Source organism: Formosa sejongensis (genome assembly GCF_033447105.1).
Lineage (GTDB): Bacteria > Bacteroidota > Bacteroidia > Flavobacteriales > Flavobacteriaceae > Formosa.
In genome coordinates this window covers 127,235-144,137 of the sequence record NZ_JAWQUN010000009.1, presented here as the reverse complement: position 1 = coordinate 144,137, position 16,903 = coordinate 127,235, and the positions used below count along the sequence as shown (strand labels likewise).

General features: G+C 32.7%; 12 protein-coding genes. 5 read left to right on the top strand and 7 right to left on the bottom strand.

Annotated features, from left to right (window positions below):
* Positions 1-395 precede the first annotated feature (395 nt).
* From R6X41_RS10945 to R6X41_RS10935, 3 genes are all read left to right on the top strand, one after another.
* On the top strand, positions 396-983 hold the full coding sequence (locus tag R6X41_RS10945; RefSeq protein ID WP_318500189.1) for a HupE/UreJ family protein: 588 nt from the start codon (positions 396-398) through the stop codon (positions 981-983).
* Between the two features lie 161 nt (positions 984-1,144).
* The gene (locus R6X41_RS10940; RefSeq protein WP_318500187.1) at positions 1,145-1,576 is read left to right on the top strand and encodes a deoxycytidylate deaminase; all 432 of its coding nucleotides are present in this window, start codon (positions 1,145-1,147) and stop codon (positions 1,574-1,576) included.
* Positions 1,576-3,165, top strand: a complete 1,590-nt coding sequence (locus R6X41_RS10935) for a S41 family peptidase (protein ID WP_318500186.1) — start codon at positions 1,576-1,578, stop codon at positions 3,163-3,165. Before R6X41_RS10940 ends, R6X41_RS10935 begins: the two co-directional genes overlap by 1 nt.
* A 36-nt stretch (positions 3,166-3,201) precedes the next feature.
* On the opposite strand, the gene R6X41_RS10930 is transcribed toward R6X41_RS10935, so the two are convergent.
* Both R6X41_RS10930 and R6X41_RS10925 read right to left on the bottom strand, forming a co-directional pair.
* Complete coding sequence (locus tag R6X41_RS10930) at positions 3,202-3,408, bottom strand: hypothetical protein (protein WP_318500184.1); 207 nt, start codon at positions 3,406-3,408, stop codon at positions 3,202-3,204.
* 1 nt (position 3,409) lies between these two features.
* Complete coding sequence (locus R6X41_RS10925) at positions 3,410-3,991, bottom strand: MarC family protein (RefSeq protein ID WP_318500182.1); 582 nt, start codon at positions 3,989-3,991, stop codon at positions 3,410-3,412.
* Positions 3,992-4,086: 95 nt separating this feature from the next.
* On the opposite strand from R6X41_RS10925, the gene R6X41_RS10920 reads away from it, so the two are divergent.
* On the top strand, positions 4,087-4,653 hold the full coding sequence (locus R6X41_RS10920; protein ID WP_318500180.1) for a DUF3109 family protein: 567 nt from the start codon (positions 4,087-4,089) through the stop codon (positions 4,651-4,653).
* Between the two features lies 1 nt (position 4,654).
* Here the strand turns inward: R6X41_RS10920 and R6X41_RS10915 are convergent, their stop codons facing one another.
* The 3 genes from R6X41_RS10915 to R6X41_RS10905 all read right to left on the bottom strand — a co-directional run bounded on the left by R6X41_RS10915 (position 4,655) and on the right by R6X41_RS10905 (position 10,427).
* Positions 4,655-6,646, bottom strand: a complete 1,992-nt coding sequence (locus tag R6X41_RS10915) for a tetratricopeptide repeat-containing sensor histidine kinase (protein WP_318500178.1) — start codon at positions 6,644-6,646, stop codon at positions 4,655-4,657.
* A 1-nt stretch (position 6,647) separates the two neighbouring features.
* A complete protein-coding gene (locus tag R6X41_RS10910; protein WP_318500176.1) occupies positions 6,648-7,382 on the bottom strand; it encodes a LytR/AlgR family response regulator transcription factor in 735 nt (244 codons plus the stop codon).
* A 729-nt stretch (positions 7,383-8,111) separates the two neighbouring features.
* Positions 8,112-10,427, bottom strand: coding sequence for an inorganic phosphate transporter (locus R6X41_RS10905; RefSeq protein WP_318500174.1), 2,316 nt, complete (start codon positions 10,425-10,427; stop codon positions 8,112-8,114).
* A gap of 897 nt (positions 10,428-11,324) precedes the next feature.
* Here R6X41_RS10905 and R6X41_RS10900 point away from each other — a divergent pair.
* Positions 11,325-11,684 carry a toxin-antitoxin system YwqK family antitoxin gene (locus tag R6X41_RS10900; protein ID WP_318500173.1) on the top strand — a complete coding sequence of 120 codons (360 nt, stop codon included), beginning with the start codon at positions 11,325-11,327 and terminating at the stop codon, positions 11,682-11,684.
* 73 nt (positions 11,685-11,757) lie between these two features.
* Here R6X41_RS10900 and R6X41_RS10895 read toward each other — a convergent pair whose 3' ends face one another.
* A complete protein-coding gene (locus R6X41_RS10895) occupies positions 11,758-13,968 on the bottom strand; it encodes a hypothetical protein (RefSeq protein ID WP_318500172.1) in 2,211 nt (736 codons plus the stop codon).
* Positions 13,969-14,072: 104 nt separating this feature from the next.
* Positions 14,073-16,892 (bottom strand): TonB-dependent receptor, encoded by a 2,820-nt coding sequence (locus tag R6X41_RS10890; protein ID WP_318500171.1) that lies wholly within the window; start codon positions 16,890-16,892, stop codon positions 14,073-14,075.
* Positions 16,893-16,903 lie beyond the last annotated feature (11 nt).

Below are 16,903 nucleotides of genomic sequence, written 5' to 3'. Positions count from 1 at the left end.
TTTGGAGCATCATCGTAGACCGGACGATGGGAATATCACAAATTTTATAATTGAGAAATGATCATGGGGTGACTTTCAGTCACGAGCCCGAACCTATGGACTTGTAGTCCATAGTGGTTCAGTTTTCAGTCTACTTTTTTTAAGATCACTCATGGTTTCTTTTGTGATTTTTTAAAACCGACCAAAAAAAGCAGTATAATAATTAATGAACTTCAAGTTGGTGTAAACTGTATTGCATTAACTCGAAGCCTTTTTTTTGGTTAATAATCAGGACCTTACTAGTCGTGTCGAAATCAGTCATATTAATAACATTGTATCGCAGCTTTGAGTGATTTCTTTTTCTTAATTTTACGATCGAAAATTTCTTTATTTATAATTCTCCAAACCCTAAAACGATGCTAGACGATTTCCTTTTTTATGTTCAATATGGTATTAATCATGTATTAGATATTAATGGCTACGATCATGTATTGTTTCTATTGGTTTTAACGGTGTCTTATGTTTTTAAAGATTGGAAACGCGTTTTAATACTGGTGTCTTTATTTACACTTGGGCATACTATTTCTTTAATTTTAGCGGCCTATAATGTGGTTAAAATTAATGGTGTATTGGTCGAGTTTTTAATTCCGATAACCATTTTTATAATGGCTGTTTATAATATATTTACGGCAGGTAAAACCATACAGAAAGGAGTGGGAGTGCTGTTCTTTTCAGCCTTATTTTTTGGAATTATTCACGGTTTAGGATTTGCTAGAGAGTTTCATTTATTGGTAGGAGGAGCGAGTAATAAACTATTGCCATTATTAGAATTTGCACTAGGGATTGAAGCTGCACAAATTATTATTGTATTCGTTGTGTTGTTTATTAGTTTTATTATGCAAACCGTTTTCAGATTCTCCAAACGCGATTGGGTTTTAGTAATATCATCTATCGTAATTGGCTTGGTTATTCCAATGATTTTAGAAAACGAATTAATCGCTTAAAAATCAAAAGTTTTCTCAAAAATTTAACGGTTTGCCATTGTAATTAAAACCCTAACGGACTATCTTCGTTAACGGATTCTTTATGATAAAGGAAAAAGATGTTATAATTTCAAGTCTGTTTTTTATTCAGAAGGAATTTAGAAAAAATTTAAAAAGTTTTAATGCCGAAAAAAAAGCAGCTTAAGTACGACAAAGCTTATTTACGAATAGCTAGAGAGTGGGGGAAATTATCGTTTTGCGAACGCAAACAAGTCGGAGCAGTTATTGTAAAAGATAGAATGATTATTTCTGATGGGTTTAACGGGACTCCAACAGGTTTCGATAATTACTGCGAAGACGAAGAAGGTTATACCAAATGGTATGTGTTACATGCCGAAGCAAATGCGATTCTTAAAGTAGCAGCTTCAACTCAATCTTGTAAAGGTGCCACTTTATATATCACACTTTCACCTTGCAAAGAATGTAGCAAATTAATTCACCAAGCAGGTATTGTTAGAGTGGTGTATTGTCAACATTACAAGGACGATTCTGGATTAGATTTTTTAGAAAAAGCAGGCATACAAATAGAATATATCGAAGATTTATCGGCATAATGGTATTAAAAAAAATATATCTACCTCTTATTATTGGAGCTGCAGTAGCGGCCGGAATATATATTGGAGGTAAGTTAAATTTTTCTGATTCTTCCGATAGACTATTCACATCTAATAGTAAAAAGGAGAAATTAAACCGCCTTATAGATTATATAGATTACGAATATGTAGACGATGTAAATACCGATAGTATTGTAGATGTTACTGTAAATGGTATTCTTCAAAACCTAGATCCACATTCGGTTTATATTCCTAAAGAGGATATGGAGCGTGTTTCGGAAAATATGAAAGGCGATTTTGTAGGGATAGGCGTTCATTTTTATACATATAAGGATACCGTTACCGTAATTAGAACGGTAGACGATGGGCCAAGTGATAAGGCAGGAATACTTGGTGGCGATCGTATTATTTACGCAGATGGAGATTCTCTATTTGGGAAACATCTAGAAGATTTAGATATTGTACATCGTTTAAAAGGGCCAGTGTATTCTAAGGTTCGGTTAAAAATATTTAGAAAAGAGACCAATCAGATTTTAGATTTCGATGTTGCTCGCGATATTATTCCAATTAAAAGTGTCGACGCCAGTTATATGCTTACCAACACTTTAGGTTACATTAAGGTGAATCGTTTCGCGGAGTCTACTTATAAAGAATTTAAAAAAGCATTGCTGGATTTAAAATCGAAAGGAGCTACAGAAATCACTCTAGATTTACGCGATAATCCTGGAGGTTTCTTAGCTGTTGCAGAACAGATAGTTGATGAGTTTTTAGAGGATGAAAAACTGATTTTATTTACGAAAAATAAGAGCGGTAATGTCGATAAAAGCTTTGCGACAGATAAAGGCGATTTTGAAACAGGAGAAGTATATGTTTTAATCAATGAAAACTCGGCATCGGCAAGCGAGATCGTTGCAGGGGCTTTACAAGATAACGATAAAGGGACTATTGTAGGTCGTCGCTCTTACGGTAAAGGTTTAGTGCAGCGCGAAATGGAATTGGGAGATGGTAGTGCTGTGCGTTTAACGGTGTCTAGATACTATACACCTACAGGTCGTTCTATACAACGGTCTTACAGCCATGGAAATAAAGATTATTATGACGAATATTTCGAACGCTTAGAAAGTGGAGAACTCTTAGATCCGAGTAAAATAAAAGTTTCAGATTCTTTAAAATTCACAACACCTAAAGGAAAGGTTGTGTATGGTGGTGGTGGAATTATCCCAGATGTATTTGTGCCTTTAAATACCGATAAGCAAAATGAAACGCTGATGTTTTTAGAACAACGTGGTTTTATACGCTATTTTATTTTTGAAGAATTAGAAAAAGACAGACATGTTTTCGACGATTATTCGAGACAAGATTTTATAGAAAATTTTGAAACAAGCGACGATCTAGTAGCGAAATTTCAAGAGTATTTAAATATACGTACCCAGTCCAGTATTAACTTTGCATCTTATCAAGATGAGGTTAAACAATATATAAAAGCTACAATAGCCGACCAATTGTTTGGAACAGGAGCCTATACAGAAGTCTTTAATTTTAACGACGATATGCTTAAAGAGGTTATTAAAATAAGCGAGCAGCATTAACTAATTTAATGCCGCTGCTTAGTTTTATTCTAAATTCTACTTCCTTCTATTTTTAAACTTGTCTTCAATACTTTTAGATGTATTTAAAATAAGAAGCAATACTATAGCGCATAATAACGCCATAATTGTAATGAAACCTACAATGCTTTCGTCTCCAAAAGGCGCATCGAAATTGATTTGCGTCAGGTTGAAAATAATAAGTGCAATGGCTATTACCGATAAGATGATAGAGAATATTTTCATATTAAATAAATAAGGCTTTAATGTTGTGAGCAAATAATTTTACTGCAATTGCAAGCAATATAACACCAAAAACTTTACGAATAATATTTATACCGTTTTGCCCAATTAAACGTTCTATACTAGAAGATGTTTTAAGCACAATATAAATAAGCACGACATTTAAGAGTACAGCAACAATAATGTTTTCTGTTCTAAATTCTGCTCTTAGCGAAAGTAAAGTTGTTAAACTTCCAGGTCCCGCAATTAATGGAAAGGCTAAAGGAAAAACAGTAGCTGTAACAGCCGTTTGCTCTTCTTGCTTGTATAACGTGATGCCTAGAATCATTTCTAAAGCAATAAAGAATAAGATAAAAGACCCTGCAACTGCAAAGGAGTTTACATCTATTCCAATTAATTTTAGAATGCTATTCCCTAAAAATAAGAATACAATTAAAATAAGGCCTGCAATAAGTGAAGCTTTTTCACTTTGAATTTGTCCCATTTTTTTACGTAAATCAATGATAATAGGTATGTTACCTATAATATCTATTACAGCAAAAAGAATCATGAACGCTGTAAATATTTCTTTAAAATTGAATTGCATAGTTCTACTTGTTGATTTTAATTTTTTGCGCAAAAGTAGTAGATTAAAAAGACTATCTATAATAATTAAATATAAAGTTTACCTATTTTTGCAGCATGTTTCAAATAGGAAAAACCATAGTATCAGAAGAAATAATAGAGAAAGATTTTCTCTGTAATTTATCAGCGTGTAAAGGCGCTTGTTGTATAGATGGCGATGCTGGAGCGCCGTTAGAAAAGGAAGAAATTAAAATACTTGAAGATATTTATCCTAAAGTAAAACCTTTTTTAAGGCAGAAAAGTATTGATGCCATTGAAGCTCAAGGGACTTATATTACCACAGATTTTGGTGATTTTGAAACGCCACTAATCGATGGTGCCGATTGCGCCTATGTTATTTTCGATAACAAAGGGACTGCGCTTTGTGCAATTGAAGAAGCCTACAACCAGGGAGAAGTAACTTGGAAAAAACCAGTATCTTGTCATTTATATCCAGTTCGTGTTAAGGATTTTACCGAATTTTCTGCTGTAAATTACGACCGTTGGGAAATATGCGACGATGCATGTACCTTAGGAAAAGAATTAGGAGTGCCTGTATATAAGTTTGTAAAAGAAGCTTTAATTAGAAAATTTGGGGAAGACTGGTATATGGAACTAGAAAAAGTGGCTGAATCTTATAAATAACCTACTTTTTCGAATAATTAGGAACTGGAATTTGTAAGATAACTTTCGTGCCTTTGGGTCTGTTTTTGTCGTTATATAAATCTTCAAAAATAAATTTATAATCGTTAGAATAGCGTTTAGAGAAATTCGCTAAACGTGCTTTTGTAATCGCAATTCCGACAGATTTTCGTTTTAATAGTTTTAAACTATTAATTTTTTCTGCTTCCTCTCTGCCAATTCCATTATCTGTAATGCTAATATTTATATAATCTACAGAGTCTTTAAAAACGTGTAAATCTATTCTTTTGTCATGTTTTTTTGATGATAAACCGTGCCAAAGAGCATTCTCTAAGAACGGCTGTAAAATAAGTGATGGTACTTTTATATTGGCTGTATTTATACCCTCATCAACGTTAATTTCAAATAGGATTTCATTCTCAAACCTAATATTCTCAATATTTATATATAGTTTCATTGTGTCTAATTCGTCTTCTAAAGTCATTTCTTTCTCTGTTGAAGCGATTAGAATTTTTCGAATTAATTTTGAAAATTTATTAAGGTAATGAACAGCTTTTTCTTTGTCGTTATTTATAATGTAAAGCTTGATTGAATTTAAGGAATTAAAAATAAAATGCGGATTCATTTGGCTGCGTAGCATGTCCTGCTCAAGCGTAATAATTTGCTTTTCTTGCTTAACTTGGCGATGTCTAATGATAATAATAATCATAGTTGTGAACAACGAAATTAGAATGGCTGTATACCAAAATAACTTTTTATTTCGCTCTAATTTGTGCCGTACAATTTCATTTTCGTCGGCTAATTCTTGTATCTGATTATTTTTAAATTCGTGTTCGTATTTAATAATTAAATCATTTACATAATTCAGGTTACGGTCGTTAGTTACACTGTTTTCAATCTCTTTACTTTCTTTGTAAAACTGAAGTGCATCTTTATAGTTTTCTGTTTCAGTATAAATATCAGATAAATGTAAAAGTGCTTCCGAAGTGAATGTTTTTAAATCGAATGCTTTCGAGATTTGAAGTGCGTTTTTTAAATTGGTTTCTGCATCCTCATCTAAGTTTAGTCTTTCTTGAGCCCATCCTAAATTAATATAGGTTTTTGCTAAATAATATTGGTCTCCTACTGCTTTTGCGTCGTTTAAAGTTTCGGAAATTAATGTAAGTGCATCCTCGTATTTTTCCTGTTTTATATAGATTTGAGTAATGGCATTGTTACAAATGACACGACCAATTTCCGAATTCATTTGTGCGTTGTAATCGAGCGAAATTTTGTAATTAACCAAGGCTTGATTTAAATTGCCTTTATGTTCTAAAGCAAAACCAATATTTTGATAGTTTATGGCTAGACCAAGTTTGTTTTTGGTTTCTTTCTCTATAAGTAAAGATTTTTCGAACTGTTTAAGCGCTAAATCGTATTGCTTTAATACAAGATAGATGTTTCCCATACTGTTTCTAGAAATTGCCATACTATGCTCTAAATCTGGATCGGGATTTATTTTATTTTGCTTTACAGCCAAATCGTAGGCTTCTTTATGGTAGTCCAATGCTGGTTTTACTAAATCCATACGTCTATAAGCGACTCCAATAGAGTTTAGTGCAATGGTGTGAAGTACATTGTTATTCGCATCAATAGCTGCTTCTATAGCTTGTTTATGGTAATCTATAGCTTTCTCGTATAAAGACTTGTTTCTATAAATAGTACCAAGCGCATTTAACGCGTAACTTTTGGCTTCAGAATACTGATTTATAATAGCTTGATTTTTTAAATAAATCATTTTTAAGCTGTCTCTTTTATCTTTATAAAAGATGGTTTCCAGTGTACTGTAACTATCTGGTCTTTCTTCCAAACTAGTTTTTACACGTTCAATATAAAGGGAGTCTGAAAATGGATTTTGACCTGTAGAAATCTTAACACATAGAAGCATCGCAATCAATATAAAAAATTGAAGCGATTTTATTTTAATGGGAAGAACATTAGTTGTGGTCTTTTGCATGTTATAGTTTCTCTAAGAAATCTGATTTTCGTTGTCTAGCCACTGGTATTTTGTGGTTAGATTGCATAACAACATAACCATCATTTTTAATATATTCTTTTATTTTATTAAGGTTTACAATGTAAGAATTATGTATTCTAAAGAAGAAATGTTTCGGCAAAATGGCATTTACTTCTTTCAACTTCTTTGTTAATACTATTTTTTGATTCTCAATTAAAAAGATGGTACTATAATTCCCATCAGATTCTACGAACAAAATATCGTCTATATCAACAAATATTAATTTTCCATCTGTATTTATCGTAATCCGTTGGGTGTTAAATTTATTGTTGAATTCAGAAAGTACCTGTTCAATTTGTGTTGAATTGTTAAATTTAGAATTGTGTTTTTTTATTTTATAAATAGTTTCCCTTAAATCATCGGAATCTATTGGTTTAAGTAAATAATCTATCGCTTCTTTCTTAAGTGCTTTTATTCCGTATTCGTTATAAGCTGTGGTAATAACAACGGCAAAATCGCGATTATTTAATTTGTCTAAGAACTGAAATCCATCCATGGTTGGCATCTGTATGTCTAGAAACAAACAATCTGGAGGTGTGCTGTTAAGATATAAAATAGCTTCTTCAGGAGTTGTAAATGTTTTTATAACGTGTATGTCTTCTTTAAAGTTGCTCAATTCCCAGGTAAGACTTTGTATAGCTTTAGGTTCATCGTCAACAATAACAGCTTTTAGCATATGTGTGAAAATATTAATATAAATGTATAGTATTATTGTAATTACGTAAAAGTAATTTTTAATAATTTATTTATCGTGTAGTTTTTTTGCTAATTATACATTTTTAACGACCAACTACACAATTTGAGTTTAAAAATTTAGGATTTTGCTGATATTTGAAATGTAATATAATACGAAAACATGAAAAATATCTATAAAATATTTAGTTAGTTTAGTTAATTATTGGAAAAAAAAGAGAGCATTTAGGGCTCTCTTTTTTGTTTCTATAAAATATTACATCCCGAAATAGAGATATGCTAATACTTATAGGTAATAGTGCATCAGACAGCATTGGGCTTAGCAACCGTACTCCAAAAAAAACTATTCTTATTTTAAACTCTAATTTGATAAAGAGGTTCATTTTGAATTTTTTATAAAATCGCTAATCAATCCTATACATGGTATACAAAGAGATTCTAAAATAACCAAATGCCTGCTAAAACAGGGTAGATTTAATTGGGAAATGAGTGGACTAAAGTGATGTCAAAAACTCCTGAATATCAAAAATTGAATAGAAAGCAGTTTAAAGTAATAAAGCTGAATGTACACGCTTTTTAGGAAAGTGACTCTGAATCATTATTTAATCCTTTAATAATTAGGTGTCGCCAATTCAAGATTAGATAAACTCTAGAAACAACAAAGCCGTTTACATAAATAAACGGCTTTGTTTTGTGTTAAAAATGGTTTAGATTATTCTTCGCCTTCTTCCTCTTGTTTCATGATTTTAGGAATAGCAACCGAGCTGTCGTGAGCATGATAATATTCTTCTAGTAAATTCATTGTAGCTGTTAATAGATCCTTGGTTTCTAATAATAAACTAAAGTATAAAGTTGTGTTTTTAGGACTTACTTCTTCAGTTCTAGTACGTTCAACTTGTTTCTGAATTTTATCGGTAATCTCGATAAATAGTAAGTTTTTAGTACTTAATATATTTCCAATTTCTTCAAAAGATCGGTGTTCGAAAGCTGCTTGTGTATTTGCAAATAATTCTTCTAGTAACTTATCAATCTGCTTTAATTCTTTTATCTGATTGAATTTAAGTTTTTTATGATTGTTGTTAACGTGTTTGTAGCTTACCTTAGAAATGTATTCTAAAGATTGAGACATATCTTGTAAGTAACCTAAAATATTGATGTAGAAGTTACTGGCAGCAACACTAGATTCGTCTAAGTTTTTAATGAAGTAGAAAATGTTGTCTCTTAATTCATCAATTTCATTAGATAGTTTATCAACTTGTTTCTTATTCTGTTTTAAGGCTATTAAATCTTGTTTAGATAGACCGTTAATTGCACCAGTATATATTTTATTTACACGTTTAATCGCTAAAGATATGTTGTGTGCACTTTCGTGAATAACACCTTGAATTGAGCTGCTTTCTGCACGAATTAACTGACCTTCGGCTTTAAGCTCTTTATTCTTCTTGTTCGTTATAATATAATTTCTGGCTAATAAAAATATCGCTATTAAAAGTAATATACCAACCATAGAAGGTACATGTAAGTTAATTAAATACGCTATAGTAGCAGCAGATACAAATGCTATTATCGCAGTAAAAAACCAACCTCCAATTACGTTTAAAACGCCGGCAACACGATATACTGCACTTTCTGCACCCCAAGCTCTATCTGCTAAAGAGGTACCCATCGCAACCATAAAGGTTACATAAGTAGTAGATAATGGTAATTTCATAGATGTTGCAATCGAAATAAGCACACTCGCAACCATAAGGTTTACTGCAGCACGAACCATATCGAAAGCAGGTAATTCGTATTTTTTGTCTCTATTAAGTGCTATTATTGGTTTTTCAAATCGTCTATCAATTTTTTCTTGTGCGCTATTTGGAATTAAATAACTTAATATGTCAGAAATTCCTACTGCTGTTCTTACAAAACCACGTGATAAGAAGTTTGGTTGAAAACGTTCTTTAGTATCGCTTTGTCCTGAAGATAAATCTATAGATGTTTTTACAACGGCTTTTGCTTTGCTAGAAAACCATAACGTAGCAACCATAACCATACCTGCAATAAACAACATAAGAGTAGGTGTTTTAACAGATTCTGCTAAAATTTCCATACTAAATTGATCGGCTGGTACACCAGAAATAGACCATTCTTGGTAAGATTGCCAAGCAGCTATTGGTACCCCAATAAAGTTTACTAAGTCGTTACCAGCAAACGCCAGTGCCAAAGCAAAGGTTCCCACTAATATAATAAGTTTGTAAATGTCGAATTTTAAAACGGCAGTATATACGTAAGCAATTACACTCCAAAAAATTAAACTTATAAATAAAATTAAAAACACTTGAGTTTCTAAGTAGTGGCTAATAGTCATGCCTCCTAAAATAGGATAACTTTCTTGTGCAAAAGATGTTCCTCCAATACCTTTAATAAATATAAAGTAAGAAATAGCAGTAATTGCCATACCTCCAAAAAGAGAACCTACCCATTTTGCTTTTTTCTCAAAATGATATGATAATAATAAACGTGTTACCCACTGTACCATGGCGCCCACAGAAAAGGCGATGACAACCGAGAGCAGTATTCCGAATATAATTTGTGTGGCTTTAGACGTGTTAATGTAGTTTATTAAGTCAGAAAAACTCCCGCCTTCATTTCCTATTTTAATTAGTGCTATAGCTACAGATGCTCCTAATAGTTCGAATACAATAGATACCGTTGTAGAGGTAGGCATACCTATAGTATTAAAAAAATCTAGCAATAAAATATCTGTAATCATTACGGCCATGAAAATAATCATGATCTCGCTGAACATGAATTCTCCAGGGTTAAAAATACCTTTTCTAGCCACCTCCATCATACCGCTTGAAAATACAGCACCAATAGCTACACCCAAACTGGCAACAATCATAATAGTTTTAAAAGAAACAGCTTTAGAACCTATAGCTGAGTTTAAAAAATTAACGGCATCATTACTAACTCCAACGACCAAATCTGCAATAGCTAAAAAGGCTAAAGCAACTATCATCAATAAATATATATTCTCCATTGTTTAATCTGAAATTGATTGCAAATATCTATAGTGTTTCCGACTGATACGTTACGTTAATGTTATGATTTAGAATTAAAATTGAAGAAAAAAAGAGACCGTGAATTCAAGTTGCCTGTGTTCATGAAAGTTTCAAATTAATATTTGTTTTGATGATTTTTTAGACTTTAACTTTATTTATTAAAGTATCATTAGTGATATCATTTTTACACTCTTTATTTTTAGATATCTAGCAATCAAATTGAATTTGATTAATGATTTAAAATGTGGTTTTGGCTTTAATTAGGTTTAGTGTTTTCTTTCAGAAAGAAAAGATACTGTTTTTTATTTTAAATTAGAAATGTATGAAAATGAACGCTACGTTAAATAGTATTTAGTTTTTATAAAGTAACTAATAGTACAGTTTAAAAACTGGTCTTTTTTGGATGATAATAATGGAATTAATTTTAAAACCTTAACTTTTTTTACTGACTTTAAAAAGACCGATTAATAAAATAGTTAAAAGTGATGTTCTGGTGTTTTTTAATATATTTCACTATACATACTGTTAAACAGTTATTTACAGATGTGTGTCATCTGGTTTAGCATTGAAAAAATTAATTGCAGACTAGTATAAAAAATAAGAACTGCCTTAAAATAAGACAGTTCTTTGTTCATGATAAATAGTCGACAAAAACTAATAGATTATATGAATTTTATGCAAATTACGGGTAATAACTTTATGTGTACATGAACATATTATTATGTTACTATTAAGTGTTATTTCAGGGTCTTTACATTACAATGAATTAAAAATCAACAAAATACGATCCAATGTTAAATTAATGTTACCAAATGATTGTCTAAACGTTAATAATTCGTTATCTTTGAAGTATAAATAAGAAATACCCAAAGAAGATGAAAACGAAAATAATATTTGTACTTGCATTATTAATGTCAGTTGTGTCATTTGCGCAAGATAGTAGAGATTTAAAAATTAACGAAGGAACTCAATTAATAGAGGCTACTTATTTCCATGAAAATGGAGCAATTAGTCAGACTGGGTTTTATACTTTAGATGGAAAATTACAAGGAGAGTGGAAGCAGTTTGATGCTGATGGTAAAAAAATAGCATCTGCTAACTATAACAAAGGAGAAAAAGTTGGAAAATGGTTTTTCTGGAATGATGATACTCTTAAGGAAGTAGATTATTCTAACAACGCTATCGCAAGTGTTAGCGAGTGGAATAACAAATCTAAGCTAGCCGGTAATAATTAAACTAAAATAATTATCAAACAAAAAAGCATCCTGTGAAGGATGCTTTTTTTATATGTGTAAGAAATAATAAGTCTTATAGTCCAGCAGTCCAACCAGCAGCCCATTCAGGAGCATTTGCTCCGTTTCCAGCACCAGTTGTAGTACCTTCAGTATAGAATGATTGGTTAGCACCTGTGTAATCAGTTACAGAGAAACCTTCAGCTTTATCAGCAAACTCGATGTTTGTAATTTTAAGATCTCCAGCCTCAATTCTAGCAGCAGCAGCAGCATCAGAAGCCGTTACTTTAACTCCTAGATTAACTCCAGAAGTGTAGAAGTTACTTATTGTGAAGTTTCCACCACCTTCTTTGTAAAAAAGAGCACCTTCAGTTACAGGTCCAACAACTGTTATGTTAGATAATGTTACAGTTGTAACAGGTTCAGCGTTTCCGTTGTCACCATTATTAGATCCTTCGATTCCAGCTTTAGCACCACCTTTAATGTACCAGTTAGAACCTGTACCTTGCCATCCATCAGCAAAATCTACAGAGTCATCTCCACTGTTAATAGATACTAAGTAGTTACCTTCAACAGTACCACCAAAGAATTCAATTCCGTCATCACCACCGTTTAAAGATTGTACATATTCGAAAGTTGTTCCAGCACCCACACCGAATAAAGATACACCATTGAATTCTTTATCGTTAGAGTAAGTTGCTCCAGTATATTCTACTCTTAAATATCTAATAGAACCTGAATTGTCGTTAACATCAGTACCACCATAAATAAGATCTCCTACTTCAGAAGTTACAGATACACCTTTATTTGTTGGTGCATTACCACAGATAATTAAACCTCCCCAGTTACCAGCAACAGGATTAGCTTCACCAGAAGTCATTACAACAGGGTTGTCTGCTTCACCGTTAACATTAATTTTTCCACCTTGAGCAACTCCAATATAAGCAGCAGTACCACCAGTAGCTTCAATTCTTGTTCCAGCAGGGATGTTTAAAGTTCCACCGTTTAATACAACTAAAGAGCCTGTTAATAAATAGGTTACATCAGCTTTTAAAGATACTTCTGTTGTTACTTCACCAGCTAAGTTTTCAGTAGAAGTTCCACTATTGTCTAAACCTCTAGTCCAACCAGCAGCCCAGTCAGGAGCATCAGCACCATTACCAGCACCAGAATTTATACCTTCAGTATAGAATGATTGATTAGCACCTGTGTAATCAGTAAATTCGAAATTTTCAGGAGCATCAGCTATTTGTACGTTATTGATAACTAAATCACCAGCCTGAATTCTTGCAGCAGCAGCAACATCTGAAGCAGTAACTTTTACTACTAAGTCAGCATCTGATACGTAGAAGTTGTCTATTGTAAAGTTTCCACCACCTTCTTTGTAGAAAAGAGCACCTTCAGTTACAGGACCAACAACTGTTATGTTAGATAATGTTACTGTAGTAACAGGAGCAGCATTTCCGTCATCTCCGTTGTTAGAACCTTCGATTCCAGCTTTAGCACCACCAGCAATATACCAGTAGTTACCTGTACCTTGCCATCCATCTGCAAAGTCAATAGAGTCATCTCCACTGTTAACAGATACTAAGTGGTTACCTTCTACAGTACCTCCAAAAAATTCGATACCATCATCTCCACCGTTGAAAGACTGCACATATTCGAAAGTTGTACCAGCACCCACACCGAAAAGAGAAACACCGTTAAATTCTTTATCGTTAGAGTAAGTTGCTCCAGTATATTCTACTCTTAAATATCTAATAGAACCAGAATTGTCGTTAACATCAGTACCACCGTAAGTTAAATCACCTACTTCAGAAGTTACAGACACACCTTTATTTGTTGGTGCATTACCACAAATAATTAAACCTCCCCAGTTACCAGCAGCTGGGCTATCTGCTCCAGAAGTCATAACTACAGGATTAGTAGCCGTACCATTCACGTTTATTTTTCCACCTTGAGCAACACCAATATAAGAAGCAGTACCACCTTCAGCTTTAATAACTGTACCTGCAGGAATGTTTAACACACCGCCGTTTTGTACTACTAAAGCTCCAGTTAATTCATATTCTATTGAAGCGTCTAAAGTTATTACTCCATCAATATCTCCTATTAATTCATTGTTTTCACAAGGCTCACAAGTTCCACCGCAATCAATTCCAGTTTCATTACCATTTTGAATTCCGTCTGTACAAGTAGATGATGAATTGTCATCATCACTAGAACATGATGCTGCAAATACTATAGTAGCAGCAGCAAACATTAGGGTCATTAGATTTTTTTTCATTTTTTTTTGTTGTTTTTGTTTTCTTAAATATTTAATGCGAATTACGTGATACGCTTTAAATATGTGATTAATTGAAAGTTAAGTTAATATGAATTTATGTTTGATTAAAAGGTATAGGATAACGATAAATTAAAGTTGCTTCCTTTTTTGTAAGACAGTACAGTTACGTCCTGAATAGCTTGGTAGCGTATTACTGTTGGGTTTAATATATTTTTAGCTGAAGCGCCTAGAGTTAAGTTTTGGTTAAGTTGGTACTTAGCAATAAAATCTAATGTTCCCACTGCACCGTCTACTAGGTTTCCTTTTCCTAATACACCAAGTGCATAAATTCTATCTGAAAAGTAATTATAAGCAAGAGTAGTAGAAATTGATTTATCGTTTGGTAAGTCTTTATAAAAACTTACATCTGCATTTAATAACAGATCTGAAGCTCCTGAAAGTTGACCTTCATCTTCTGTAAAAGTTACACTTAAAGGAATTCCTGCTGCAGTCGTTTCTCTTAATACCTTATCGCCATCTAATTCTTGGTTTGTATACATATAAGAAGCATTAAATCCAAAAGAAAGGTTAGTCTCTAAATAATCGTTATTGTATTCTACCTCACTTTCAAGAATGTTTTTTCTCACTTCTAATTCTGCACCAAAAGCAGTTCCCGAATCTCCAGAGTTTACATAACTAATATCGTTAGATGCCGAGTTAATTGTTGCTGTGTTTATTGGATTCTCGATGTATTTTCCAAATGCACCTAACGAAATAATTTCGCTAGACTCTGGGAAGAAATCCCATTTTAAATCTGCATTGTAAACTGTAGATGCGTATAATGCTGGGTTACCTTGGTAATCTTGGTTTACTTCTTGGAATAAGAAGTAAGCACGTTCTTTGTATTGAGGTAAAGTGTATGTTTTACTAGCAGCGAAACGTAAATTATTCTTTTCGTTAAGTATGTATTTTAAAGATAAAGAAGGTAAGATTTCAAAAGTTTCAAAAACATTTTCATCTCCACTAACATCTAGTGATGTAGACCAAGCAATGGTTTGAGAAATTTGTTCTCCTCTTAAACCTGCTAACATTACGAATTTAGGAGAAAACGTATATTCAAAATTTACAAAACCAGCATTAATGTTTTGATCTCCACCATAGGTCTGTGGGGTTAATGCGTTAGTTGCTGTTATTCCACCTCTAAAGGTTTCAATACTAAATAGTCCATCTTCAAAATTTTGTTGGTTAAAGTAAGCATCAACATCGTAAATATCTTGTACAACAGGTTGTTGTATTATGTTACCACTACTATTTCTAGTAGTAATTCTGAAGTTAAATTGAGTCGCTTGAAAATCTACTGTTTTAAATCTTCCGTTATAGCCTAATGTAACTTGTCCTCTATAATCATCATCCTCATCTTTTCCAAACTTATAAGTAGTAGAAAGATTTGCAGCAAATTCATTTTCTTTTAATTCGTGATAGTATCTGTTGTTGTCTGATGAAGACGAAATTAGTTGAAAAGATTTCGGTCCGTCAGGATCTGTAGAATCTACAGGAAGTAAAGTAACTTGTCTTCTGTTAGGTACAATATTGTCTAACATATTGTAAGATGCACCCCAGTTAACATCTAGGTTATCTGCTATTTCGTGATCACCATGAAGCTGATTAACTAAAAGCTCTGTTCTTTCGAAAACTGCACGTTGAATAAATCCACCACCTTCTTGTGCATCATCATCTTTATCAATAATACCGTAGTATTCTTGTTGTTTTTGACTTGAAGCATTTAAATATAAAACATCGTATTTAATAGCTTGATTTTTATGCTTAATACCAATATTCCCCATTAAGGTTGTACTGGTTAAGTAATCATAGTTGTTAAAGTTTAAATCGCTATCTGGTACAGCTCCTGTGTTTACACCTCCACGAGAAACACCTTCTCTGTATGTGTAGCCATTATCGAAAGATGCAACAGCAAAGAAATTTAATTTAGTGTCTTCTCCCAATCTGTAAGAATCTCCACCTTTAAGCGAAATGGATGAGTTTAATGGTGTTGGACCAGCTTCTCTATCCCAACTTGTTGTAAAGTTGTAATTGGATAACGGGTATGCAGGATAGTTAATATCGTAAAATCCAGAAAAATTAGGTCCATCGTTTAAATAAAATGTATCTAAAGAAATAGCCTCAGTGTTTACTCCTGCTGCTAATGCTAATTCGATATAACCGTTTCCTTTATAATCTTTAGATTCAACATTAATATTTGCACCTCCAAAATCTCCATAATTCTGAGCATCATAAGTTTTATCAATTCCAATATATTCTACCATATCGGTATTGAATAGCGCTAAATCAATATTTTTATTAGAAGGGTTGTTAGACGGTAATGGTAATCCGTTTAAAGTTGTCATATTATAACGATCTCCTAAACCTCTTACATATATACTTCCAGATCCTTCCTGTTTAGAAATACCAGAAACCTTAGATACTGCTGTTGCAACATCGCCAACTCCTTTTCTAGAAATTTCTTGAGCACCAATACTTTGTTTAAATGCTACGGCGTTCTTTTGGTCTAGTAATAGAGCAGTTTCACTTTCTTTTTTAGTTGTTGTTTGAATTAGAACTTCGTCTAAAGCAGCTGCACTAGCAGTCATAATAACATCAACTTTGGTTGCGTTTCCAGCGCTAACTTCTATAGATACTTCTTGAGTTAAATACCCCACAAAGCTATAAACTAGAATGTAAGACCCTGGAGTAACTTCGGTAAAAGCGTAAACACCATCCATGTCGGACGTTGTTCCTGTTGTTGTCCCTTTAATTAAAATATTAGCAAATGCTAAGGGCTCGTTGTTATATTCTTTGTCGGTTAAAGTACCTACAATAGATCCCGTATTTTGGGCGTAAGAGATCACTGTGGTTAAAAATACTAATGCTATTAAAAAGTGTTTCATTTTGTCGTTTA

Bases quoted from the DNA above. Each gene is read 5' to 3' on its own strand.
- R6X41_RS10945 (WP_318500189.1), top strand. From the start codon at position 396: ATGCTAGACGATTTCCTTTTTTATGTTCAATATGGTATTAATCATGTA.
- R6X41_RS10940 (WP_318500187.1), top strand. From the start codon at position 1,145: ATGCCGAAAAAAAAGCAGCTTAAGTACGACAAAGCTTATTTACGAATA.
- R6X41_RS10935 (WP_318500186.1), top strand. From the start codon at position 1,576: ATGGTATTAAAAAAAATATATCTACCTCTTATTATTGGAGCTGCAGTA.
- R6X41_RS10930 (WP_318500184.1), bottom strand. From the start codon at position 3,408: ATGAAAATATTCTCTATCATCTTATCGGTAATAGCCATTGCACTTATT.
- R6X41_RS10925 (WP_318500182.1), bottom strand. From the start codon at position 3,991: ATGCAATTCAATTTTAAAGAAATATTTACAGCGTTCATGATTCTTTTT.
- R6X41_RS10920 (WP_318500180.1), top strand. From the start codon at position 4,087: ATGTTTCAAATAGGAAAAACCATAGTATCAGAAGAAATAATAGAGAAA.
- R6X41_RS10915 (WP_318500178.1), bottom strand. From the start codon at position 6,646: ATGCAAAAGACCACAACTAATGTTCTTCCCATTAAAATAAAATCGCTT.
- R6X41_RS10910 (WP_318500176.1), bottom strand. From the start codon at position 7,382: ATGCTAAAAGCTGTTATTGTTGACGATGAACCTAAAGCTATACAAAGT.
- R6X41_RS10905 (WP_318500174.1), bottom strand. From the start codon at position 10,427: ATGGAGAATATATATTTATTGATGATAGTTGCTTTAGCCTTTTTAGCT.
- R6X41_RS10900 (WP_318500173.1), top strand. From the start codon at position 11,325: ATGAAAACGAAAATAATATTTGTACTTGCATTATTAATGTCAGTTGTG.
- R6X41_RS10895 (WP_318500172.1), bottom strand. From the start codon at position 13,968: ATGAAAAAAAATCTAATGACCCTAATGTTTGCTGCTGCTACTATAGTA.
- R6X41_RS10890 (WP_318500171.1), bottom strand. From the start codon at position 16,892: ATGAAACACTTTTTAATAGCATTAGTATTTTTAACCACAGTGATCTCT.